We start from the raw sequence: 21,774 nt of genomic DNA on the forward strand, positions 1-21,774 counted from the left end.
CATCGGTCCCGGGAGAATTGCCCCGGCTCCCCGCTCCCGCCCGTCCACGGCTTCCGTGGACGGCTGCCGCGGTGTGCGTTCCTGCCCGAACTCCCGCCCGGACACGGGCGTGCAGACGAAGGGAGAATCATGGCCTTCGGCTTGGCTCCGCCTCCCCCGGCCGATCCCGTTCCCCGTCTGGGCAGGCTCCTCGAGCCCGCCGCATGGGCCGCGTGCGGCGTCCCGCTGCTGCGCAACCCGCGCGAGGTCGTCACCGGGCTGCATGCACGCCATCTGCCCGCACCGGCCACGGCGGTGGTCGCCGTGCTCGACCCGGACGAACGGCTCGCCGCGAGCGCCTCCTTCGTCAGACGTACAGGCCCGCCCGACGGCTGGGAGCTGCGCAACGCGCTGCTCGCCCAGTTGCGCCGGGTGATCCCGCACGACCTGCGCAGGCGCGTTCCCGTCCGCACCGCCGTCCTGCTCTACTGCCGTGAGGGCGAGGCCCATTGGACGCAGGAGGACGGCGCCTGGATGTGGGGCCTGCGTGATGCCTGCAGCCTGCACGGGCTGCGCTGCGGCGCGTACATCACGCTGACGGCAAGCGGCTGGCACATCCTCGGCGAAGGCCGCAGCGGACGGCAGCCGTGCTCCCTGGCACGTGTCCCCGCACCGCTCAGCGCCGGTGGCGGGGCGCCCGGGGCGCACCGCCACACGGCAGCCCGATGACCGCGCAGGCCGCCTGTTGCGCCGCCGATGACCGGACCCGGCCGGCCCTCGGCGGCGCGGACGTTCAGACGCCCGTGGCCAGAAGGGTGTTGACCCGCTGCGGGTCCCCGCAGACGATCAGCAGGGCGCCGGCCCGGGCCATGGCCGTGGGAAGCGCAGTGCTCACCACGGAGTCCGAACCGCCGTTGACGGCCACGACGACGACCGGGCGGAATGCCGCGCGCTGTGCGTCGGCGCCCGCGTAGAAGACGTCGTCGGCCGCGTCGTACTGCGCCCAGTACGACGCTTCGCCGAAGGACAGTTCGTGCGCGGCCCACGGGTGCAGGTCGCCGGTGGTGAGCACCAGGACTTCACCGGGGGCGCGCCCGGTGTCCAGCAACAGGTCGACGGCCTCGTCCGCGGCGTCCAGGGCACCCTCCGCGGAAGCGGGGATGAGCTGGATCTGCGGGGTGGCCGCCGGGGCCGTCCGCTGCGGGGTGCGCGGGGACGGCACAGCTGCAGCACCGGGGTTGCCGGGCCGCATGGGGGCCGGGCGGGGGCCAGGGACAGGACGGGGGGTCGACGCCGTGCGGCCGACGGCCGCCACTGCGCGAGGACCCGGGACGCTCTCGTGAATCTGAGGCTCCTCGGGGATGAGAGGCATGAGTTGATGTTTATCAAACGCCGGTGCGGGCTGCGTCGGCGGGTGCCGCTTCGGGCCGGTCAGAAGTCGAACCCGAGCTGACCGCCCGCTTCCGGGGAAGCACCGGCGCGGGGTGCCGGAACGACCCGAACCCGCTTCAGGTGCTGCCACTTGGGCAGTGAGTCCAGGTAGGACCAGGACAGCCGGTGGTACGGGGTGGGTCCGAGCTCCGCCAGGGCCGCGCGGTGCACCGGCGAGGGATAGCCGGCGTTGTCGCAGAAGCCGAAGTCGGCGTGGCCGGTGCCCAGTTCGGCCATCATGGCGTCCCGCCGGACCTTGGCGATCACGGAAGCCGCCGCGACGGCCACGCAGGACTGGTCGCCCTTGATGACCGTACGGACCTTCCAGGGCTCGCCGAGGTAGTCGTGCTTGCCGTCGAGGATCACCGCGTCGGGCCGTACGGGCAGCGCGTCCAGGGCTCGGGTCGCGGCCAGCCGCAGGGCGGCCGTCATGCCCAGCTCGTCGATCTCCAGCGGGGAGGCGTCGCCGAGGGCATAAGCGGTGACCCAGGTCTCGAGCTCCCCGGCGAGCACCAGTCGGCGCCTGGGGGTCAGCAGCTTGGAGTCGGTGAGGCCGTCCGGCGGGCGGCGCAGACCGGTGACGGCTGCGCACACGGTGACCGGACCGGCCCAGGCACCGCGGCCGACCTCGTCGACACCGGCGACGACCTTGGCTCCCGTCGTCGCTCGGAGCGAGCGTTCGACGCTGTGAGTGGGCGGTTGGTAGGGCATGGCGTCAGCAAGGTTACGCTCCCCGGGGCGTCCGGCGTCGCCCCGCCCCCGGCTCCCCGCACGGATCAGTGCGGGGCCGCGGGGAGCCAGCCGGGGAGCGCCTCGGCGAGCTCCAGCCAGCCGGCGGGCGGAGCACCGCGTTCCGCAGCCGCGACGACTCCCCCGGCAATGGCGCACGTGGTGTCGACGTCGCCGCCGGCCCGGGCCGTCGTCCAGAACGCCTCCTCGAAGGAGCCGAGGTTGCGGGCCGCGGCCCACAGCGCGAACGGCACGGTGTCGTGGGCACTGGTGCGGCGCCCGCAGCCGAGCACGGCGGCGACGGTGGTGGGGTCGCCGTAGTCGAGCATGTCGCGGGCACGCCGCAGCCCTGCCTGCACCGCACTCTTCGGCACCAGCGCGATCACTCCGTCCAGGAGGCTCCCGGGGGTGGCGGAGCCCCCCGGCCCGGCGGCGATCGCGGCTGCGGCCGCCACGGCCATGGTCCCGGCCACCGCTTCACGGTGCTGGTGCGTGGTGTAGGCGGAGATCTCCGCCTGGTGGGTGGCCTGCTCGGGGTCGTCCGCGTACCAGGCGCCGAGCGGGGCGATCCGCATGGCGGCCCCGCTGCCCCAGGAACCCTGGCCCTTGAACATGGCCGCTGCAGGCTCACGCCAGTCGTCGCCCTCGGAGACCCGGCGCAGCAGGCCGGTGACCCTCCGCCCGTACCCGCGGTCCGCATCGTGGTGCTCGGCGAAGGAGCGCGCCAGGGCGTCCTGGTCGATGCGCCCGCGCTCGGCGAGGACGGCCAGCACGGAGCAGGCCATCTCCGTGTCGTCGGTCCACCGCCAGGGCCCGGGCGGCAGCTCGCGGCGCTTGAGCGACGGGTAGTTGGCGCGAGAGAAGAACTGGGAGCCGAGGGCGTCGCCCACGGCCAGCCCGCGCAGGCTCGCCAGGGCTCGGTGGAAACGGTCAGCGCTCATCGCAGCGAACTCTAATTCCTTTTCAACGGCCACGGCGGTCCCGGAGGGGCTCACGGTCGGCGGACGGTCAGCGTTCCGGTCGGGAGAGATCGCTGAACAGGTCGGCCACCAAGGCGTGCGCGTAGGCGTCGTCGGTGTCCGGCACGGAGAAGACGACGCGGAAGTAGAGCGGGGCGACGATCCGGTCGAGTAGCCGTTCCAGTGAAGGCGGCGTTTCGCCCCGGCCGCGGGAGGCTTCGAGGACCATGTCGAGGCCGGTGGTGGCGCGCTGCAGGCACTCCCGCAGGCCGCTGCGACGCTCGTCGATGTCGGAGGAGACCTCTGCGCGGAAGAAGGCGATGCCGCCGGGGCGGGTCAGGTCGGCCAGCGTCCGGACCGCGTAGGCCTCGAGATCCGTGCGGAGATCGCCGCTGGACGGGATCCGGGCATCGGCCTCGTGCTGGTCCGCCAGCTCGGCCAGCAGGGCCTGCAATGTGCCCCAGCGCCGATAGATGGTGGTGGGGTTGACCCCGGCGCGCTCGGCCACCGCGGGAATCGTCAGCTGGGCCGCGCCGCGCTCGCCGGCCAGGTCGATGACGGCCTGATGGACCGCCGCCTGGACGCGGGCGCTGCGGCCACCGGGACGCTTGGCGGGAGGTTCGGCGTTCACGCCCCCAGCTTAAAGCAGGGCAGATTGCTTTAGTGGCGGAGGAGCGCTAGCCTCACCAAAAGCAAATCGATCTGCTTTAAGCGGTCGTCGCCATCGCTCCGGAGGGAACTGCCATGACCACCACTGCCCGCGAGCTGGGCCGGCGCTTCCACGCCGCACTCATCACCGGCGACTGGCCGGCCATCCGGTCCATGCTCCACGACAACGCCACCTGGACCCTGCCGGGCGACAACACCATCAGCGGCACCGTCGTCGGCGCAGACGCCGTGGTCGACCGCGCGCGGAAGATCGCCTCCTACGGCCCGTCCTTCGAGTTGCTGCACATCCTGGTCAGCCGCGAGAACATGGCCCTGTCACTGCACAACACCGCCCAGCGCCCGGACGCGATCCTGGACGAGCACCTGACCACTGTCTGCCGCCTGCGGGACGGCAGGATCGCCGACATCGAGACCTACCTGTCCGACGTCCCCGGTATGAACGCCTTCTTCGTCTGACGGGACTTCGTCTGACGAGAACGCAGATGCGGACCGCTCGGCACCGCGAAGTGTCTAACCGGTGAAGCCGTACGGTTCGGGCGTGCACCAGCGCTCGAAGGGCCGGTCGAGGTGGTACCGGCCGTCGGCACCGAGCAGCAGCACCCGTGTCTCGGCGTTGCCCGGGTTGGACAGGCACTCGAACTCGGCGACGGTCCAGTGCAGCCAACGCATGCAGAACAGCCTCATGGTGAGGCCGTGCGTGACCAGCAGGACGTTCGGCGGGTGATCGGGATCGTCGAAGCTGCGCCACAGGCTCTCCAGGAACGCACCCACCCGGTCGTAGACGTCGGCGCCCGACTCGCCCTGCGCGAAGCGGTAGAAGAAGTGGCCGTAGGCGTCCCGGCGGGCCTTCTGCCGACGCACGTCTTCGCGCTCCTGCCAGTTGCCCCAGTCCTGTTCGCGCAGGCGCGGCTCCTCCCGGACCCGGACCCGGGCCGGGTCGAGCCTCAGCAGGTGGAAGGTCTGGTGAGTGCGGCGGTAGGGCGAGACGTAGGCGGAGACACGCTCGTCGCCGAAGAGCTCCCGCACCCGCACACCGGCCTCCTCGACCTGTCGACGGCCGTTCGCGGTGAGACTCAGGGCGTGGTCCGGCTCCCGTTCGTAGACCGAGTCGTCGACATTGCCCTCCGACTCTCCGTGCCGGATGAGAACGATGCGCCGGGGCCGTGCCATACCGCCACCCTAGAGCGCCCGGCCGCCGCGCGCCGTACGCGGTCCTGTGTCGGACCGCGATCCGGCACCGGCACGGTGCGCCCCGGCGGGCGCACCGCCCGTACCCGCGCCGCGGTCCGCGACGCCGCCCGGCACCGGGAGCCTGCAGGGCGATCTGCGGGCCCTCTACACGGAACACGTACTGAACGCTTCGCACGCTGCACCCCGGTCGTCGAGAGGGCGGTCGCCCGGGCGTTCACACCGTCCAGGACGGTTCCATCGCCACGACGTCGCCCGTGATCGCCGCGATGTCGGCCTCCGTCTGCGCACGCAGTGCGAGCCGTTCCACCCGCTCCGCGCGGTACTTGCCGTGCTCGGCCACGGAGTTCCACATCGACAGCACGAGGAACTCCGGGCCGGGCGCCTCGCCGAAGACGCCGCGCAGCATCCCCGGCGAACCGGCCATCGCCGGGTTCCACACCTTCTCCTGCATCAGCGTGAAGTGCTCCATGCGCTCCGGGCGCACCCGGCAGTGGGCGATGCGCACCACGTCCGCATCCGTGAACTGCGGCCGGAAGCCCACCTTCACGTCGAAACGGTGCTCGAACAGCCGCACTTGGATGTTCCTGTACGTGCCGAACTGGGCGGCTGCCAGCCTGTCGTGGGACCGGGCCATGAAGGAGTCGTAGAACGCACGGCTCTCCCAGAAGCCGAACAGGTGTGCAACATCGGGGCGTCCGCGGCTCCAGCCGCCGCCCTGTCCCCGGAACCCCGGCTCGCCGAGCAGCCCCGCCCACTTTCGCTGCCCCCGCTCGAAGCCCCGGCGGTCGACCACGGTGCAGCGAATCCACTTGACCAGCACCGGGCCATCGTACGGCCCGCGCAGTGATCCGCATCAGGGAGCGCAGGAGTGCACCCGGGCGAGCGTTCCGGCGCACTGGGCGCCCGTTTCGCTCCCGCACCACGGTCCCTCGCAGCACGTCCGCCGAACGCCGATGGCGGAGCCGGCAGGTGCCGGCTCCGCCATCGGACGGGCGACGGTCGAGGACCGTCAGCAGTGCATCAGCTGCAGCCGCTGGTCGAGCCGCAGCCCTCGCAGAGGTAGCAGCTGCCCGCACGGCGCATCTTCGTGCCGCAGGAGAAGCACAGCGGAGCGTCGGCGTTCAGACCGAGCTGCATCTCCACCAGCTCGGTGGAGTTGTGGGCCTGCTTGGGCGCCGGGGCCACCGCGGCGGGCTGGGCCGGGACCTCGGGCTTCGGGGCCTCCGTCTGGCGCGGCGCGGACTGCGCCAGGCCCTCGACGTCGACCTCCTCGTCGGCCGGCTCGTACGAACCGGTGTCCAGGTGACGCTGGCGCTCCTCGGCGGAGTGGATGCCCAGGGCCGAGCGCGTCTCGAAGGGCAGGAAGTCCAGCGCCAGGCGGCGGAAGATGTAGTCGACGATCGACTGCGCCATCCGCACGTCCGGGTCGTCCGTCATGCCGGCCGGCTCGAAGCGCATGTTGGTGAACTTCGAGACGTAGGTCTCCAGCGGCACGCCGTACTGCAGGCCCACCGAGACGGCGATGGAGAAGGCGTCCATCATGCCCGCGAGGGTCGAACCCTGCTTGGACATCTTCAGGAAGACCTCGCCCAGACCGTCGTCCGGGTAGGAGTTGGCGGTCATGTAGCCCTCGGCACCGCCCACCGTGAAGGAGGTGGTGATGCCCGGACGGCCCTTGGGCAGACGCTTGCGGACCGGGCGGTACTCGACGACCTTCTCCGCGGCTGCAGGGGCGGGGGCGGCCTCGGCCTTCTTCTCCTCCTCCTTCTTCTTGGCGGAGAGCGGCTGGCCGACCTTGCAGTTGTCGCGGTAGATCGCGAGGGCCTTCAGGCCCATCTTCCAGCCCTCGAAGTAGACCTCCTCGACCTCCTCGACGGTGGCCGACTCGGGCAGGTTCACGGTCTTGGAGATCGCGCCGGAGAGGAACGGCTGCGCGGCGGCCATCATGCGCACGTGGCCCATGGCGGAGATCGCGCGCTCGCCCATGGCGCAGTCGAAGACCTCGTAGTGCTCGGTCTTCAGGCCGGGGGCGTCGACGACATTGCCGTGCTCGGCGATGTGGGCGACGATCGCCTCGATCTGCTCCTGCTGGTAGCCCAGGCGCTTGAGCGCCTTGGGGACCGTGTTGTTCACGATCTGCATGGAGCCGCCGCCGACGAGCTTCTTGAACTTGACCAGGGCCAGGTCCGGCTCGACGCCCGTGGTGTCGCAGTCCATCATCAGGCCGATGGTGCCGGTGGGGGCCAGCACGGAGGCCTGGGCGTTGCGGAAGCCGTGCTTCTCGCCGAGGCGGACCACGTCCTGCCACGCCTCGGTCGCCGCGGCCCACACCGGGGTGTCCAGGTCGTCCATGCGCACGGCGACGGTGTTGGCGTCCGCGTGCTGCTGCATGACGCGCTTGTGGGCGTCGGCGTTGCGGGCGTAGCCGTCGTACGGGCCGACGACCGCGGCCAGCTCGGCGGAGCGGCGGTAGGAGGTACCGGTCATCAGCGAGGTGATGGCACCGGCGAGGGCACGGCCGCCGTCGCTGTCGTAGGCGTGACCGGTGGCCATCAGCAGGGCGCCGAGGTTGGCGTAGCCGATGCCCAGCTGACGGAAGGCGCGGGTGGTCTCACCGATCTTCTCGGTGGGGAAGTCGGCGAAGCAGATGGAGATGTCCATCGCCGTGATGACCAGCTCGACGACCTTGGCGAAGCGCTCGGCGTCGAACGACTGGTTGCCCTTGTCGTCGTCGCGCAGGAACTTCATCAGGTTCAGCGAGGCGAGGTTGCACGAGGAGTTGTCCAGGTGCATGTACTCGCTGCACGGGTTGGACGCGGTGATCCGGCCCGTCTCCGGCGAGGTGTGCCAGTGGTTGATGGTGTCGTCGTACTGGATGCCCGGGTCGGCGCACTGCCAGGCGGCCTCGGCCATCTTGCGGAAGAGCGCCTTGGCGTCGACCTCCTCGATGACCTCACCGGTCATGCGGGAGCGCAGGCCGAAGTCGGAGCCCGACTCGACGGCCTTCATGAACTCGTCGTTCACGCGGACCGAGTTGTTGGCGTTCTGGTACTGGACGGACGTGATGTCGTCGCCGCCCAAGTCCATGTCGAAGCCCGCGTCGCGCAGGGCGCGGATCTTCTCCTCCTCCTTCACCTTGGTGTCGATGAAGGCCTCGACGTCGGGGTGGTCGACGTCGAGGACGACCATCTTGGCCGCGCGACGGGTGGCGCCGCCCGACTTGATCGTTCCTGCGGAGGCGTCGGCGCCGCGCATGAAGGAGACCGGGCCGGAGGCGTTGCCGCCGGAGGAGAGCAGCTCCTTGGAGGAGCGGATGCGGGAGAGGTTCAGGCCGGCGCCGGAGCCGCCCTTGAAGATCATCCCTTCTTCCTTGTACCAGTCGAGGATCGACTCCATGGAGTCGTCGACGGAGAGGATGAAGCAGGCGGACACCTGCTGCGGCTGCTTGGTGCCGACGTTGAACCAGACCGGGGAGTTGAAGCTGAAGACCTGGTGCAGCAGGGCGTAGGTGAGCTCGTGCTCGAAGATCTCGGCGTCCGCGGGGGAGGCGAAGTAGCCGTGCTCCTCACCGGCCTTGCGGTAGGTGAGCACCACGCGGTCGATGAGCTGCCGGAGGCTGGACTCGCGCTCGGGCGAACCGACGGCGCCGCGGAAGTACTTGCTCGTGACGATGTTGACCGCGTTCACCGACCAGGAGTCGGGGAACTCGACGCCGCGCTGCTCGAAGTTGATCGAGCCGTCGCGCCAGTTGGTCATGACGACGTCACGACGCTCCCAGACCACCTCGTCGTACGGGTGCACGCCGGGGGTCGTGTGGATGCGCTCGATGCGCAGACCCTTGCCGCCCTTGTTTCCCTTGGAGCGGGAACCTCGTGCCGGGCCGCTCGTCGTCTCGGTCATGCCGCCTCCCTCTACGGGCAAAACGCCCTCATGCGCCCATTTCTTCCGTGGCGCGATGTGTGTCTGTCGCCCAGGAGCGCCGAGCGCTCCGGGCAGGTCTGGTGTGCCGCCGCCTCAGTCGGCGGCGACGGCAGGCGCGGGGACTCCGGGGGTGTCCCCGCCGCGGCCGCCGGCATCGGTTGCGGACCCTTCGGCGCCTTCCGCCGACGCGGGGCCGGGGGCGCCGGCGCGGAGTTCCGCGACGGCCGCCTCGAAGTCCTCGAGCGAGTCGAAGGCCTGGTAGACGGACGCGAACCGCAGATACGCGACGAGGTCGAGGTCCTTGAGCGGGCCGAGTATGGCGAGCCCGACGTCGTGCGTGGAGAGTTCGGCGCTGCCCGTGGCCCGCACCGCCTCCTCGACCCGCTGACCGAGCTGGGCCAGGGCGTCCTCGGTGACCGGGCGGCCCTGGCACGCCTTGCGCACGCCGGAGATGACCTTGTTGCGGCTGAAGGGCTCGGTGACCCCGCTCCGCTTGATCACCATCAGCGACGCGGTCTCGACGGTGGTGAACCGGCGGGAGCAGTCGGGGCACTGGCGGCGCCTGCGGATCGAACAGCCGTCATCGGTGGTCCGGCTGTCGACGACGCGGCTGTCGGGGTGCCTGCAGAAGGGGCAGTGCATGGCTCTCCACCCTCCTTCACCCTCTGGGTAACCCCGAGAAACCTCGAGACAACTGTGCACGATCTCCGCTTCGGCGGACCCCGTGAGGGGCCCCGCGAAGCAGCCCCCAGCATAGGCGATGGCCGCGACCGGAATTGACCGGGGGAGGACCGTCGACCACAACTTGTGGGTAGCCGTCGCAATCAAACCACTAGATCTGGTGCCGGGCGGCCAATGACCCTCAGCGCGTGTCGCGCCGTGGAGGCAGGACACGAGCCTACGCGAGGGGCCCTCGGGGCATGCCCGGGGAGCTTCGGATGCCACACTGGACCCGGCGGCGCGGCGCCCCGCGCGCACCGCCGCGAGGCCCGGGCGGTTCCGGCCGCAATCCGGCCGCAACCCCGCCGGAACGGATCGGTCCGCGGTCGGAGCCACCCGGCCGGCGGCCCTCCGCGAACCGGCGGACTTCGGACCGAAGAGTACCGTAATGGGTGGAATCGATCTCCGCCCGTACACCCTGCCGCCTGATCGCGTCAGCCGATCCGCGATATTTCACTCGAACGTGTGTTTGGCGCAACCTTTCGAAAGCAACTACCGTTGTCCAGCTAGGGAGAACATCTCGAGAGGGGCCGACGTGACCACCACCGCAGACAGCGCCACCATCACCGCCCAGGACCGCTCCCAGAACCGACTCGACCAGACGCACCCGATGAATGACGCAGCCATGAACCCCGAGGGGCAGAAGCCGGCCCGCTCGCTCCCCGGACGCCCACCAGGAATCCGGGCGGACAGCTCCGGCCTCACGGACCGGCAGCGCCGTGTCATCGAGGTCATCCGGGACTCCGTCCAGCGCCGCGGGTATCCGCCCTCCATGCGCGAGATCGGCCAGGCGGTGGGGCTCTCCAGCACCTCCTCCGTGGCCCACCAGCTGATGGCCCTGGAACGCAAGGGCTTCCTGCGCAGGGATCCGCACCGCCCCCGCGCCTACGAGGTGCGCGGCTCCGACCAGCCGAGCACCCAGCCGACCGACACCACCGGCAAGCCCGCCGCCTCCTACGTCCCCCTCGTCGGCCGGATCGCCGCCGGCGGCCCCATCCTGGCCGAGGAGTCCGTCGAGGACGTCTTCCCCCTCCCGCGCCAACTCGTGGGCGACGGCGAGCTGTTCGTCCTGAAGGTCGTCGGCGACTCCATGATCGAGGCCGCGATCTGCGACGGCGACTGGGTGACGGTGCGCCGTCAGCCCGTCGCGGAGAACGGCGACATCGTGGCGGCCATGCTCGACGGCGAAGCCACCGTCAAGCGCTTCAAGCGCGAGGACGGCCACGTCTGGCTGCTGCCGCACAACGCTTCCTACCAGCCCATCCCCGGCGACGAGGCGACCATCCTCGGCAAGGTCGTGGCCGTACTGCGCCGGGTGTGAAAGCCCCGAGAGACCGGGCCCCGGAACCACTGCGCCGGTTCCGGGGCTCGCCCGTGCTCCCAGGAGGCCGCGCCCGGGGCCGCTCGGCGGCCCGGAGCAGGCCCTGGGGCCTGCTCGGACAGGGCCCTAGCTCTCCGCGGCCTTCGCCGCCGCGTCGATGGCCGCCAGTGAGCGGCGCACCTGATTGCGGTCCGTGGTGTACCAGAAATCGGGCATCGAGGCCCGGAGGAAGGATCCGTAGCGGGCCGTCGCCAGGCGCGGGTCCAGCACCGCGACCACCCCCCGGTCCCCCGCCGCCCGCACCAGACGGCCCGCGCCCTGTGCCATCAGCAGCGCCGCGTGCGTCGCGGCCACGGCCATGAAGCCGTTGCCGCCGGCCTCCTCCACCGCTTGCTGCCGGGCGCTCATCAGCGGATCGTCGGGGCGCGGGAAGGGCACCCGGTCCATCACCACCAGCTGGCAGTTCACCCCGGGGACGTCAACGCCCTGCCAGAGCGACAGCGTGCCGAACAGGCACGTCCGGGCGTCCCCGGCAAAGGTGCGGATGAGCTCCCCGAGCGTCTCCTCACCCTGCAGCAGGATCGGCATGTCCAGCCGCCCGCGCAGCGCCTCCGCAGCGGCCTGCGCCGCCCGCATCGAGGAGAACAGGCCCAGCGTCCGCCCGCCCGCGGCCTCGATCAGTTCGGCCAGTTCGTCGAGCATGTCGGTGCGGCTGCCCTCGCGCCCCGGCTGGGACAGGTGCCGGGCGACGTAGAGGATGCCCTGCTTGGGGTAGTCGAACGGCGAGCCGACGTCCACGCCCTTCCACTGCGGCTGGTCCTCGCCCGCAGTGCCCTCGGGGGCCAGGCCCAGCGAGGCCCCCACCCCGTTGAAGTCACCGCCGAGCTTGAGCGTGGCCGAGGTGAGGACCACCGAGCGCTCGTTGAAAAGCTTCTCGCGCAGCAGACCGGATACCGAGAGCGGCGCCACGCGCAGCGAGGCCCCGAAGCGGTCGTGCCGCTCGTACCAGACGACGTCGTACTCGGAGCCCTGCACGATGCGCTCGGCGACCGCGTGGACGTTCTCCACGGCGCCGAGGGCCTGCTTGCGGACGGCGTCCTCGTCCTGGACGGACTTGTCGCGGGTGTTGCCGATGGCGGTGATGACCGTGCGCGCGGCGTCGCGCAGGGCCATCAGGCAGTGGGCGAGGTCCTCGGGGAGCTGTTCCAGGCGGCCGGGCAGGGCCAGCTCCATCAGCCGCTCGAAGCTCTCGGACGCGGTCTGCAGGGCGTCCGCGGCCTTCTCGTCGACCAGCTTCGCCGCCCGGCGCACGGCGCGGTTGACCTGACCGGGGGTGAGCTCACCGGTGGCGACGCCGGTGACGCGCGAGACCAGCTCGTGGGCCTCGTCGACGATCAGCACCTCGTGGCCCGGCAGCACCGGGGCGCCCTCGATGGCGTCGATGGCCAGCAGCGCGTGGTTGGTGACGACGACGTCGGCGAGCTTGGCCCGCTCGCGGGCCGCCTCGGCGAAGCACTCGGCGCCGTAGGCGCACTTCGAGGCACCCAGGCACTCCCGGGACGTGACGGAGACCTGCGACCAGGCGCGGTCGGAGACGCCCGGGGTCAGGTCGTCGCGGTCGCCGGTCTCGGTGTCGTCCGACCAGTCGCGCAGCCGCAGCAGGTCCTTGCCGAGCTTGCTCGTCGGAGCGGCGGACTCGAAGACGTCGAAGAGGCCGTCCTCCTCGTCCTGGGGTGCGCCCTCGTGCAGCCGGTGCAGGCACAGGTAGTTGGACCGGCCCTTGAGCATGGCGAACTCCGGGCGGCGGCGCATCAGCGGGTGCAGCGCGTCGACCGTCCTCGGGAGGTCGCGCTCGACGAGCTGGCGCTGGAGCGCGAGCGTCGCCGTCGCGACCACGACGCGCTCGCCGTGGGCCAGGGCGGGCACGAGATAGCCGAGCGACTTGCCGGTGCCGGTGCCGGCCTGGACGAGCAGGTGGGAACCGTCCTCGATGGCTTCCGCCACGGATTCGGCCATGGCGACCTGACCGGGCCGCTCGGTGCCGCCGACGGCGGAGACGGCGGCGTGCAGCAGGTCGGTGAGGGAGGGCGAGGAGGAGGAAGTCATAGCGCAGCCAGCCTAAGGGGCCGCAGTGACATCGGGCTGCCGAACGGAGAACGCCGAGGTCAGAGCAGACCCCGCAGGGCACGGTCGCGGATCATCAGCCCCGCGCGCTTGCCCGGCAGCTCGATCTCCCGGGTGAGCCGGAAGCCCGCGCCGAGGAAGGCGGCGACGGAGGCGGTGTTGCGCAGGTCGGGCTCCGCGACGACCCGGGTGCACGAGGGCCGGTGGTCCAGGACGTGGTCGGCGACCCTGCGCAGCAGATCGGTGCCGATGCCCCGGCCCCGGTCGGCCACCCTGCCGATCAGCAGGTGCAGTCCAGTGTCGTGCGGGCGCGCCGGGTAGTGCCGGGCGACGGGGTCGAGGTCCGCGCGGTAGACCTCCCAGTAGCTCATGGGGACGCCGCCCAGCACGCCGAGGCAGGGGATGCTCCGCCCGTCGCCGTCGAGCTGGGCCCGGAGGTGGTCCGCGGTGGCGCTCTCGGGCCCCGCGAGCTCCCAGAAGGCGGCGACGGCCGGATCGTTCATCCACTGTGCGACGAGTGGCAGGTCGCGCTCGACGCGCACGGGGACGAGCTGGAAGGGCCCCTCCCCGGTGCTCACGGGGCCCCACTCGGCCAGGCCGTCCAGGAGGTCCGGGCCGCGGCCGGCGGCCGGGGTGCTCGGGCGGTCGCAGGCGATGAGTTCGATGAAGTCGCCGCCCTGTGCCTCGTCCTGTTGCTGCGTCGCTCCCTGCTGCAACTCCTGCGTCAGAACGTGGACCAGCTCGTCGGTGAACGCGTCGGCCGTTCGCAGTTCGAGCGTGTCGCCTTCTCCGACGGTTCCTGCGGTGCCTTCCGCCCCGTTCACCCCGGGGCCGGGGGTTGCGGCGCTCATCCGGCGGGGATGGCGAGGGGGTTGGCGATCGTCACGTACGCCGACTGCGTCTGGACCGGGCCGACGAGCTCGTCGAGCCCGCGCAGCTGGGTGAGCATGTTGGCCTTGCAGCGCAGTGCGGCGGAGCCGAGCAGGTGCCCGGGGAGGGAGGACCGGGTGGGGGCGGGCCCGGTGCAGGTGTCCTGCAGGAAGCGGCGGAGGGCGGCGAGCAGGATCCGTTCGTCGGCGAGGTGCTGGGAGCCGAACGCCCCGACCACACCGAGGATGTTGTTGACGCCCAGGTAGTACGCGAAGCGCTCGTCGGCCACCTCGTCGGGGACGAACGTGTCGCTGTCGCGGCCGATGCCGGGGAGCCGTTGCTCCAGCTCCGCCCGCCGGGACGCACGGAAGTAGTAGCCCTGGTTGTCGCGGTAGCGTCCGCCGACGGGCCAGCCGTCGCGGTCCAGGAGCACCAGGGTGTTCTGCTGGTGCGCCTCCAGGGCGATGCCCGCCTCGCCGTCGAGCCAGAGGAGCGGCCGCACGATCGCGTCCAGATAGCGGAGAAACCACTCTGCGGAGACGGCGCCCGCCGGCCGCCCGGTCCGGTGGGCCAGTCCGGCGACGATGTGGGCGAGCCGCGAGCAGACCGCAGGCTGTCCGGAGGGCGTCGTCCGGCCGGGCCACGGGCGGGGCGAGACGAGGCCCGCGACGCACGCGGCGTCGTCCCCGGGGCCGAAGGGGTTGTGCCGGACGACCACGTCCAGCCCGCGCACCGGCGTCCCGTCGGGAGTGTCCACCGCGAGCCAGGCGGGGTCCCGCACGATGTCGAAGCCGAGCCCGCCCGTGCAGGCCGTGCGCCAGCGCTCGGCGAGTCCGCTGCGCAGCAGCCGGTGCACCTCGACGCCGCGCCGCAGTTCCTTGCGGAGATTCTCCCGGCGCGAGTTGGTGATGCGCAGGCCGAGGGAGAGCTTCAGCATCGCGGGGGCGCCGGGCCGGTGCACGGTGCGCACGGAGGAGGTGGGGAACCACGGCTCGCCGCTCGCCCCGAGGTCGTGGAGCAGGCCCTCGGCGAAGAGCCGGGCCACGTCGTGGCGGCGGCGCAGGGTGCGGGCCTGCCAGGGGTGGAGCGGCAGGGCGGCCGTGTCGGGCGGGAGTTCGGCCTCCAGGGCCGGTCCGGCGAGACGGGCCGTCAGGGTGGGGGCGTCGACGCCGCGGCCGCGCTCGGTCCAGGCCGACTCGGCGGCCAGCGCGGAGCGGTGGACGGCGAACCAGTGCAGCGGGAACGATCCTCTCGACTCCGGTGAGAAGTCGTCCGCCTCGGACTCGGCGAGCCCTTCGCGGCTCTTGGGTGCGGGGTGGAGCGGGTGACCGAGGATCAGGGACTGCTCGCCGTGCAGGAAGAGGTGACCGGTGTCCGGGTCGGCCGGCCGGGCGCGCCGGCCGGCGAGGAATCCGGCGGTGCGGTGCATCGAGTCGACGACGCGGCCGACGAGTCCGGCGCCGTCCTGCACGGGCGGCTCGTCCTTGCGTGCCGCGTGGTGTGCGGCCTCCCGGCCGAGCAGGGCGGCCAGTGTGACGGCATCGAGGGGCGGGGCGTCGTCGGGGCACCCGCCGAGCACGGGTGCCCCGAAGCGGTGCCATCCGGTGACGGACCAGTAGTGCACCGGCACCTGGAGCACGGTTCCGCCGGCGGTGAGCGGTACGTACAGGGTGTCGCCGTGCGGCTGGGCGACCCCGTTCTCGCGTACCCAGCAGCGCAGCAGGTTCTCGGTGGCGGCGGCATCCGCCGCGGTGGCCGGGTCGGGGTGGTCCAGGGGGTCGGGCACACCGTGCGGCGGAGGATCGTGAGGGGCTGCGGGACGGGGCACGGTCGTCACAGGGGCCGACGGCTGTGCGTCCGGTGCGAGGCCGACGGTGGCCGCATCGGCGTACGGAGATGCGCTCATGGGTGTGCGGCGTGCATGGGTCACGGCCTGCGGGCCGGGGATGCGGCGCCTGCCTCCTTCGGCGTTCGGGGGGTGGGGATGCGGCGGCTTGTGCGGGAGACCGTGGCGATGGCGTCGGACAGCCGGTCGAGCACGGCGTCCGCCTGTTCGTCGGTGATGGTGAGGGGCGGCATGAGGCGGATCTCGGAGGAGCACCGGCCGGTCAGTTCGACGATCAGTCCGCGGCGCAGGCACTCCTGTTGCACTGTGGCGGCCTGTGCGAGTGCGGCTGAGCGGCCGGTTGCATCGTTCGGTGCCTCCGGGTCCGCACAGGCGACGCCGATCATGAGTCCTCGCCCGCGGACGTCCTGCACGCATCCGTACGCGTGGGCCAGCGGGCGCAGTCCGTTCAGCAGGCGCTCGCCGAGCACCGCCGCCCGCTCGGCCAGACCGTGCTCTCTGACGTACCGCAAGGTGGCCGTTCCCGCGGCCATGGCGAGCTGGTTGCCGCGGAAGAGGCCCGCGGGGTCGGCGGGTTGTCCGGAGCCGAGGCTGTCGTGGTGGACGACGACGGCGAGCGGCAGGCTGCCGCCGATGGCCTTGGACAGCACCATCACGTCGGGGACGATCCCGCTGTGCCCGACTGCCCAGAAGGCTCCGGTGCGGCCCACTCCGGTCTCGGTCTCGTCGGCGACGAGCGGGAGGGCGCGGGCGGTGGCGTCCGCCCGTACCCGGCGCAGCCAGGCGTCCGGTGCGGGCTGTACGCCGTCCCGGCCCTGGACGGCCTCGACGAGGATCCCCGCGGGCTCCGGTCCGCCGGGGGCGTCGCACGGGCCTTCCGGCCGACGGGCCAGGAGGGGCCCGTCCCGCCCGGTCGCGGACCGCACGAGCCGGGCCGCGGTGTCGAGGGCGTCACTGCCGCCCGGCGCGCAGAACAGGACCCTGCCCGACTCCGCCAGGCCGCGCGGCAGAGTGGCGAACAGCTCGCCGGTGAAGGCGTCCTGGACGGGAGTGGCGAGTCCGGGAGCATGGAGCGGGGCACCCGAGTCGAGCACGGAGCGGATGGCCTCGAGGACGACGGGATGGTTGTGGCCGAGCGCGAGGGCGCCCGCTCCCGAGAGACAGTCGAGGTAACGGCGGCCGTCCGCCCCCTCGATCGTCAGTCCACGGGCCCGCACCGGGACGACGGGCAGTGAGCGGGCATACGTACGAGCGGCGAACGGCGCGGACGACGACGCCTCGGACGGCACCGCAGACGGTAGCTGGGTCAAGGCCACGGCTCCGGGTCCTCTCTTCCGCCGCTGGTCTCCGGCCGACTGTCCCCCGTGCGTACCAACGACGCCGCGCGCTGCGGATCACGGCTCGGGCACAAGATCCTTCGAACCGGAACCGAGGACCCGGCAGCACCCGTCTCCCACGGCACCGGCATAGTAGGGCCCTGCCCTTCACCGGGTTTCGCATGACAAGTTCACATCAAATGCCCGCATTCGGCAGGCATTCGCAACAACACGTACAGATGACTCAGGGGGACCCACTCCATGCCATCGAACCGCAGGTCGGCCTTGGCCGCGGCCGCCCTCACCGCAGCGCTGGCGCTGACCGCCACCGCATGCGGCCCGTCCGACGACAAGGCCGCGGGCAGCGACAGCTCCAGTGCGGCAGCGAGCCAGAAGGGTGACGACAGCGTCCAGCTGCCCAAGGGTCTCCCCACCTCCGCCGCGGACATCCAGAAGTGGAAGAAGAAGTGGCAGGACGGGGCCTGGAAGAACTGGGACAAGGACCAGTGGCTGCGTGAGGCCCGGGACTTCATCAACCCCGTCATCAAGGGCCACTGGAAGCCCGACACGATGAAGGACGCCCACTCCAGCGACAAGACGCTGGCCAAGCAGAGCGCTCCGGGCACCGTCCCCGGGTCCTCCGGCGACCAGGGCGTCACCGACCCCGAGCCGTCCCCGGTCCAGGCCAAGTCCGTCGACCTGCCGTACCACAACAATGCGGCACCGGTCGGCAAGGTCTTCTTCGACAGCCCCGAGGGCCACATGGTCTGCTCGGGCACGGTCGTCAAGGACCCGGCGCACCCCGGCAAGTCCAACCTGGTGTGGACCGCGGGTCACTGCGTGCACGCCGGCCAGAAGGGCGGCTGGTACCGCAACATCGCCTTCGTGCCGTCCTACAACGACAAGGGCCTCCCGGGCGCGCAGGTCAACAGCGCCCCGGTGCAGGACGTCGCCCCGTACGGCGTGTACTGGGCGGACTGGGCCCAGACCTCCTCGCAGTGGATCAGCCAGGGCGCCGAGACCGGCGGCGCGGGCGCCCCGTACGACTTCTCCGTGCTGCACGTGAAGCCCGAGGCCGGCTCCGGCAAGTCCCTCGAGGAGACGGTCGGCAACGCCCTGACCGTCGACTTCGACGTCCCGCAGGTGAAGTCGCTCCAGAGCATGGGCGCTTGGGGCTACCCGGCCGCTCCGCCCTTCGACGGTCAGAAGATGTACGACTGCGTCGACCGTCCGGGCCGACTGAGCCTCGACCCGGCGCAGCCGACGATGTACCGCATCGGCTGCACGATGACCGGCGGTTCGTCCGGCGGCGGCTGGTTCACCCAGGGCCCGGACGGCAAGGCGGTGCTGGTCTCCAACACCTCGATCGGCCCGGCCAACAGCACGTGGCTGGCGGGTCCGCACCTGGGCCCCGAGGCGAAGGGCGTCTACGACGCCATCAGCCAGAAGTTCGTCAACCAGTAGTCACCCGCAGGTGACATGAAGGAGGGGCACCCCGACCGCGTCGGGGTGCCCCTCCTTTTCCGTCGGTCCGCTCAGGAACGGGCCGCCGGGACGTACCTCTGGAGCTCGGCCGCGAGCTCCTCGTGCACCCGCGCCCTGAGCAGGGTCCCCTCCGGGGTGTGCTCCTCGGAGAGCACCTCGCCGTCGGCGTGGGCCCGCGCGACCAGGGCGCCGTGGGTGTACGGCACGAGCGCCTCGATCTCGACGGCGGGCCGGGGCAGCTCGGAGTCGATCAGCGCGAGCAGCTCCTGGATGCCCTCGCCCGTCCGCGCCGACACCGCGATCGAGTGCTTCTCGATGCGCAGCAGCCGCTGCAGGACGAGCGGGTCGGCCGCATCCGCCTTGTTGATCACGACGATCTCGGGCACGTCGACCGCACCGACGTCGCGGATGACCTCGCGCACGGCGGCCAGCTGCTCCTCCGGCGCGGGGTGCGAGCCGTCCACCACGTGCAGGATCAGGTCGGAGTCGCCGACCTCCTCCATGGTGGAGCGGAACGCCTCGACGAGGTGGTGCGGCAGGTGCCGGACGAACCCGACGGTGTCCGCGAGGGTGTACAGCCGCCCGCTGGGCGTCTCGGCCCGGCGCACGGTCGGGTCCAGGGTGGCGAACAGGGCGTTCTCCACCAGCACGCCCGCACCGGTGAGCCGGTTGAGCAGGGAGGACTTGCCGGCGTTGGTGTAACCGGCGATGGCGACGGACGGGATCTTGTTCCGTCGGCGCTCCTGGCGCTTGATGTCACGGCCGGTCTTCATCTCCGCGATCTCCCGGCGCATCTTCGCCATCTTCTCGCGGATCCGCCGCCGGTCCGTCTCGATCTTGGTCTCACCGGGACCACGGGTGGCCATGCCGCCCCCGGACGAACCGGAGCCGCCACCACCCATCTGCCGGGAGAGCGACTGACCCCAGCCGCGCAGCCGCGGCAGCATGTACTGCATCTGCGCCAGGGAGACCTGCGCCTTGCCCTCACGGGACTTGGCGTGCTGGGCGAAGATGTCGAGGATCAGGGCGGTGCGGTCGACCACCTTGACCTTGACGACGTCCTCGAGGTGGATGAGCTGGCCGGGGCTGAGCTCACCGTCGCAGACCACGGTGTCGGCGCCCGACTCAAGGACGATGTCCCGCAGCTCCTGCGCCTTGCCCGAGCCGATGTACGTGGCCGGGTCCGGCTTGTCGCGGCGCTGGACGACACCGTCCAGGACGAGGGCGCCCGCGGTCTCGGCGAGGGCGGCGAGCTCGGCCAGGGAGTTGTCGGCGTCCTGGACCGTGCCCGACGTCCAGACGCCGACCAGCACCACGCGCTCCAGGCGCAGCTGCCGGTACTCGACCTCGGTGACGTCCTCCAGCTCGGTGGAGAGCCCCGCGACGCGGCGCAGCGCCGCGCGCTCGGAGCGGTCGTACTGGTCGCCGTCGCGCTCCCCGTCGATCTCGTGGCTCCAGGCGACGTCCTCTTCCATCAGGGCGTCGGCCCGAAGGCTCTCCGGGAGGCTCTGCCGGTCCTGCCGGTCCTGGGGAAGGGAAGAAGAGGAGGTCATTTGATCCTTACGTGATGATCGGTGACTGCCCCCGGACGGGAGCTCTCAGCGTCGACAACGCCCGGTGACCCCCGGAGATTCCCGGGGCCGGCGGCCTCGCCGACCCGTCGATGGTCCCACGGTCGCCGCCGGACCGTCACGCGAGTTTCGGCGTGGCCGCCTTCCAGTCCGGGTGGCCGGGCATGGGCGGGGTCCGCTCGCCGTACAGCCAGGTGTTCAGGAAGGCCGCCTGGTCCTGCCCGGAGACCTCGGTGGCGAGGGCGGTGAAGTCGGCGGTCGAGGCCGTGCCGTCGGCGTGCCGGGCGACCCACTCGCGCTCCAGCCGGTCGAAGGCGGGGGCACCGATGCGCTGGCGGAGGGCGTAGAGGACCAGCGCACCGCCGTCATAGACGTTGGGCCGGAAGATGCCCTCCTTGTTGCCCTGGACGGGCGGCCTGGGAACGGCGACCGGCCCTCCTTCGACCCGCCACTGATCGGAGAGCTGGTAGGCGACCCGCATCCGGTCGTCCAGCTTCGTGCCGCCGCGCTCCTCTGCGTACAGCGCCTCGTACCAGGTGGCGTGGCCCTCGTTCAGCCAGAGGTCGGACCAGGTGCGCGGGCTGACGCTGTCGCCGAACCAGTGGTGGGCCAGCTCGTGCACCATGATCGATTCGATGTACCAGGGCGGGACGCCGGCCCGGCTGAACATGCCGCTCTCGAAGAGGGAGAGGGTCTGCGTCTCCAGCTCGAATCCGGTGGAGGCGTCGGCGACGAGCAGCCCGTAGTTCTCGAAGGGGTACGGGCCCGTTTTCCGCTCCATCCAGACGATCTGGTCCGGCGTCTTCGCCAGCCAGGGCTCCAGCGTCCCGGCGCCCTCGGCCGGCACGACGTCCCGGACGGGCAGCCCGTGCGGTCCGGTGCGCTGGGGGACGGCGTAGTGCCCGATGGAGATCTGCGCGAGCTCGGTGGCCATGGGGTGGACGGTGCGGTACGTCCATGTCGTGCGGTCGCCCTGTGTGGTGCGGCCGACGGCCAGGCCGTTGGCCACCACGGTCAGGTCCTTCGGGGCGGTGACGTGAAAGGTGAACAGCGCCTTGTCGGACGGGTGGTCGTTGCCGGGGAAGACCCGGTGGGCGCCGTCGGGCTGATTCGCCATGACCAGCCCGTCGGTCGTGGGCACCCACCCCGCATCGGTGTTGCCGCGCGGATCGCTGGTGTGGTGCACGGTCACGGTGAACGTCGCACCCTGCGGGACCGCTTGGGCCGGGGAGACGACCACGTCCTCCTGGACGGGGGCGAAGGTCGCGGGCGCGCCGTCGACCTGGACCGAACGGACCGTGCCATGGGCGAAGTCGAGGTTGAAGCGGCCCAGCGGTGCGGTGGCCTTGGCGACGATCGTCGTGACGGCGTCGAGCGGCTGGTCCTTGGCCCGGTAGTCGAAGGAGAGGTCGTACGAGGCGACGTCGTAGCCGGGGTTGCCCAGGTTCGGGAACAGCCGGTCGTCGACTCCCACTGCCGCCACGGACGGCGGGTCGGTCGCCCCGATCAGGAAGGCGGCAGCGACGACGAGGGCGGCGGCACGGCGGCACAACCACCGGCGCCGCCGGGAGGGCGTCCCGGGTGAGTGCGGCATGCGTCCACGGCTACCAGCGGGCGGACACCGCACCGTGGCGCCACGACG

General features: G+C 71.8%; 18 protein-coding genes. 4 read left to right on the forward strand and 14 right to left on the reverse strand.

Annotated features, from left to right (window positions below; translation table 11 throughout):
• Positions 1 to 129: 129 nt before the first annotated feature.
• Positions 130 to 708 carry a hypothetical protein gene (locus tag ACMATS_RS10685; protein ID WP_390778397.1) on the forward strand — a complete coding sequence of 193 codons (579 nt, stop codon included), beginning with the start codon at positions 130 to 132 and terminating at the stop codon, positions 706 to 708.
• Positions 709 to 772: 64 nt separating this feature from the next.
• On the opposite strand, the gene ACMATS_RS10690 is transcribed toward ACMATS_RS10685, so the two are convergent.
• From ACMATS_RS10690 to ACMATS_RS10705, 4 genes are all read right to left on the reverse strand, one after another.
• The gene (locus ACMATS_RS10690) at positions 773 to 1,351 is read right to left on the reverse strand and encodes a hypothetical protein (protein WP_414167792.1); all 579 of its coding nucleotides are present in this window, start codon (positions 1,349 to 1,351) and stop codon (positions 773 to 775) included.
• Between the two features lie 59 nt (positions 1,352 to 1,410).
• Complete coding sequence (locus ACMATS_RS10695; protein ID WP_390778399.1) at positions 1,411 to 2,121, reverse strand: ribonuclease HII; 711 nt, start codon at positions 2,119 to 2,121, stop codon at positions 1,411 to 1,413.
• Between the two features lie 65 nt (positions 2,122 to 2,186).
• The gene (locus ACMATS_RS10700) at positions 2,187 to 3,080 is read right to left on the reverse strand and encodes an ADP-ribosylglycohydrolase family protein (RefSeq protein ID WP_414167793.1); all 894 of its coding nucleotides are present in this window, start codon (positions 3,078 to 3,080) and stop codon (positions 2,187 to 2,189) included.
• Positions 3,081 to 3,147: 67 nt separating this feature from the next.
• Positions 3,148 to 3,729 carry a TetR/AcrR family transcriptional regulator gene (locus tag ACMATS_RS10705; RefSeq protein ID WP_391150618.1) on the reverse strand — a complete coding sequence of 194 codons (582 nt, stop codon included), beginning with the start codon at positions 3,727 to 3,729 and terminating at the stop codon, positions 3,148 to 3,150.
• Positions 3,730 to 3,842: 113 nt separating this feature from the next.
• Here ACMATS_RS10705 and ACMATS_RS10710 point away from each other — a divergent pair, with 113 nt between their 5' ends.
• A complete protein-coding gene (locus ACMATS_RS10710) occupies positions 3,843 to 4,223 on the forward strand; it encodes a nuclear transport factor 2 family protein (protein ID WP_391150616.1) in 381 nt (126 codons plus the stop codon).
• Between the two features lie 54 nt (positions 4,224 to 4,277).
• Here the strand turns inward: ACMATS_RS10710 and ACMATS_RS10715 are convergent, their stop codons facing one another.
• The 4 genes from ACMATS_RS10715 to nrdR all read right to left on the reverse strand — a co-directional run bounded on the left by ACMATS_RS10715 (position 4,278) and on the right by nrdR (position 9,521).
• The gene (locus ACMATS_RS10715) at positions 4,278 to 4,937 is read right to left on the reverse strand and encodes a histidine phosphatase family protein (protein WP_390778403.1); all 660 of its coding nucleotides are present in this window, start codon (positions 4,935 to 4,937) and stop codon (positions 4,278 to 4,280) included.
• A 235-nt stretch (positions 4,938 to 5,172) separates the two neighbouring features.
• A complete protein-coding gene (locus ACMATS_RS10720) occupies positions 5,173 to 5,778 on the reverse strand; it encodes a YdbC family protein (RefSeq protein WP_390778404.1) in 606 nt (201 codons plus the stop codon).
• Positions 5,779 to 5,978: 200 nt separating this feature from the next.
• Complete coding sequence (locus ACMATS_RS10725) at positions 5,979 to 8,858, reverse strand: vitamin B12-dependent ribonucleotide reductase (RefSeq protein WP_391150613.1); 2,880 nt, start codon at positions 8,856 to 8,858, stop codon at positions 5,979 to 5,981.
• Positions 8,859 to 8,972: 114 nt separating this feature from the next.
• On the reverse strand, positions 8,973 to 9,521 hold the full coding sequence (nrdR, locus tag ACMATS_RS10730; RefSeq protein WP_390778406.1) for a transcriptional regulator NrdR: 549 nt from the start codon (positions 9,519 to 9,521) through the stop codon (positions 8,973 to 8,975).
• A gap of 613 nt (positions 9,522 to 10,134) precedes the next feature.
• On the opposite strand from nrdR, the gene lexA reads away from it, so the two are divergent.
• Positions 10,135 to 10,920 carry a transcriptional repressor LexA gene (lexA, locus tag ACMATS_RS10735; RefSeq protein WP_336412785.1) on the forward strand — a complete coding sequence of 262 codons (786 nt, stop codon included), beginning with the start codon at positions 10,135 to 10,137 and terminating at the stop codon, positions 10,918 to 10,920.
• Between the two features lie 126 nt (positions 10,921 to 11,046).
• Here lexA and ACMATS_RS10740 read toward each other — a convergent pair whose 3' ends face one another.
• From ACMATS_RS10740 to ACMATS_RS10755, 4 genes are read right to left on the reverse strand one after another with little or no spacing between them, the layout of a single operon-like run.
• Positions 11,047 to 13,026, reverse strand: a complete 1,980-nt coding sequence (locus ACMATS_RS10740) for an ATP-dependent DNA helicase (protein WP_414167794.1) — start codon at positions 13,024 to 13,026, stop codon at positions 11,047 to 11,049.
• A gap of 59 nt (positions 13,027 to 13,085) precedes the next feature.
• Positions 13,086 to 13,895, reverse strand: coding sequence for a GNAT family N-acetyltransferase (locus ACMATS_RS10745; protein ID WP_390778408.1), 810 nt, complete (start codon positions 13,893 to 13,895; stop codon positions 13,086 to 13,088).
• Complete coding sequence (locus ACMATS_RS10750) at positions 13,892 to 15,820, reverse strand: IucA/IucC family protein (protein ID WP_414167795.1); 1,929 nt, start codon at positions 15,818 to 15,820, stop codon at positions 13,892 to 13,894. Before ACMATS_RS10750 ends, ACMATS_RS10745 begins: the two co-directional genes overlap by 4 nt.
• 20 nt (positions 15,821 to 15,840) lie before the next feature.
• A complete protein-coding gene (locus ACMATS_RS10755; protein WP_414167796.1) occupies positions 15,841 to 17,076 on the reverse strand; it encodes an aminotransferase class III-fold pyridoxal phosphate-dependent enzyme in 1,236 nt (411 codons plus the stop codon).
• Between the two features lie 261 nt (positions 17,077 to 17,337).
• On the opposite strand from ACMATS_RS10755, the gene ACMATS_RS10760 reads away from it, so the two are divergent.
• On the forward strand, positions 17,338 to 18,540 hold the full coding sequence (locus ACMATS_RS10760) for a trypsin-like serine peptidase (protein WP_390778411.1): 1,203 nt from the start codon (positions 17,338 to 17,340) through the stop codon (positions 18,538 to 18,540).
• 71 nt (positions 18,541 to 18,611) lie between these two features.
• Here the strand turns inward: ACMATS_RS10760 and hflX are convergent, their stop codons facing one another.
• Complete coding sequence (gene hflX, locus ACMATS_RS10765) at positions 18,612 to 20,114, reverse strand: GTPase HflX (RefSeq protein WP_390778412.1); 1,503 nt, start codon at positions 20,112 to 20,114, stop codon at positions 18,612 to 18,614.
• 136 nt (positions 20,115 to 20,250) lie between these two features.
• Positions 20,251 to 21,726: a M1 family metallopeptidase gene (locus tag ACMATS_RS10770; protein WP_414167797.1), complete on the reverse strand. Its 1,476-nt coding sequence runs from the start codon at positions 21,724 to 21,726 to the stop codon at positions 20,251 to 20,253.
• Positions 21,727 to 21,774 lie beyond the last annotated feature (48 nt).

Source organism: Streptoverticillium reticulum (genome assembly GCF_047456005.1).
Classification (GTDB): domain Bacteria; phylum Actinomycetota; class Actinomycetes; order Streptomycetales; family Streptomycetaceae; genus Streptomyces; species Streptomyces reticulum.

Excerpts from the sequence above, each read along its gene's own strand:
- ACMATS_RS10685 (WP_390778397.1), top strand. The coding sequence starts at position 130 with ATGGCCTTCGGCTTGGCTCCGCCTCCCCCGGCCGATCCCGTTCCCCGT.
- ACMATS_RS10690 (WP_414167792.1), bottom strand. The coding sequence starts at position 1,351 with ATGCCTCTCATCCCCGAGGAGCCTCAGATTCACGAGAGCGTCCCGGGT.
- ACMATS_RS10695 (WP_390778399.1), bottom strand. The coding sequence starts at position 2,121 with ATGCCCTACCAACCGCCCACTCACAGCGTCGAACGCTCGCTCCGAGCG.
- ACMATS_RS10700 (WP_414167793.1), bottom strand. The coding sequence starts at position 3,080 with ATGAGCGCTGACCGTTTCCACCGAGCCCTGGCGAGCCTGCGCGGGCTG.
- ACMATS_RS10710 (WP_391150616.1), top strand. The coding sequence starts at position 3,843 with ATGACCACCACTGCCCGCGAGCTGGGCCGGCGCTTCCACGCCGCACTC.
- ACMATS_RS10715 (WP_390778403.1), bottom strand. The coding sequence starts at position 4,937 with ATGGCACGGCCCCGGCGCATCGTTCTCATCCGGCACGGAGAGTCGGAG.
- ACMATS_RS10725 (WP_391150613.1), bottom strand. The coding sequence starts at position 8,858 with ATGACCGAGACGACGAGCGGCCCGGCACGAGGTTCCCGCTCCAAGGGA.
- nrdR (WP_390778406.1), bottom strand. The coding sequence starts at position 9,521 with ATGCACTGCCCCTTCTGCAGGCACCCCGACAGCCGCGTCGTCGACAGC.
- ACMATS_RS10740 (WP_414167794.1), bottom strand. The coding sequence starts at position 13,026 with ATGACTTCCTCCTCCTCGCCCTCCCTCACCGACCTGCTGCACGCCGCC.
- ACMATS_RS10745 (WP_390778408.1), bottom strand. The coding sequence starts at position 13,895 with ATGAGCGCCGCAACCCCCGGCCCCGGGGTGAACGGGGCGGAAGGCACC.
- ACMATS_RS10750 (WP_414167795.1), bottom strand. The coding sequence starts at position 15,820 with ATGAGCGCATCTCCGTACGCCGATGCGGCCACCGTCGGCCTCGCACCG.
- ACMATS_RS10760 (WP_390778411.1), top strand. The coding sequence starts at position 17,338 with ATGCCATCGAACCGCAGGTCGGCCTTGGCCGCGGCCGCCCTCACCGCA.
- hflX (WP_390778412.1), bottom strand. The coding sequence starts at position 20,114 with ATGACCTCCTCTTCTTCCCTTCCCCAGGACCGGCAGGACCGGCAGAGC.
- ACMATS_RS10770 (WP_414167797.1), bottom strand. The coding sequence starts at position 21,726 with ATGCCGCACTCACCCGGGACGCCCTCCCGGCGGCGCCGGTGGTTGTGC.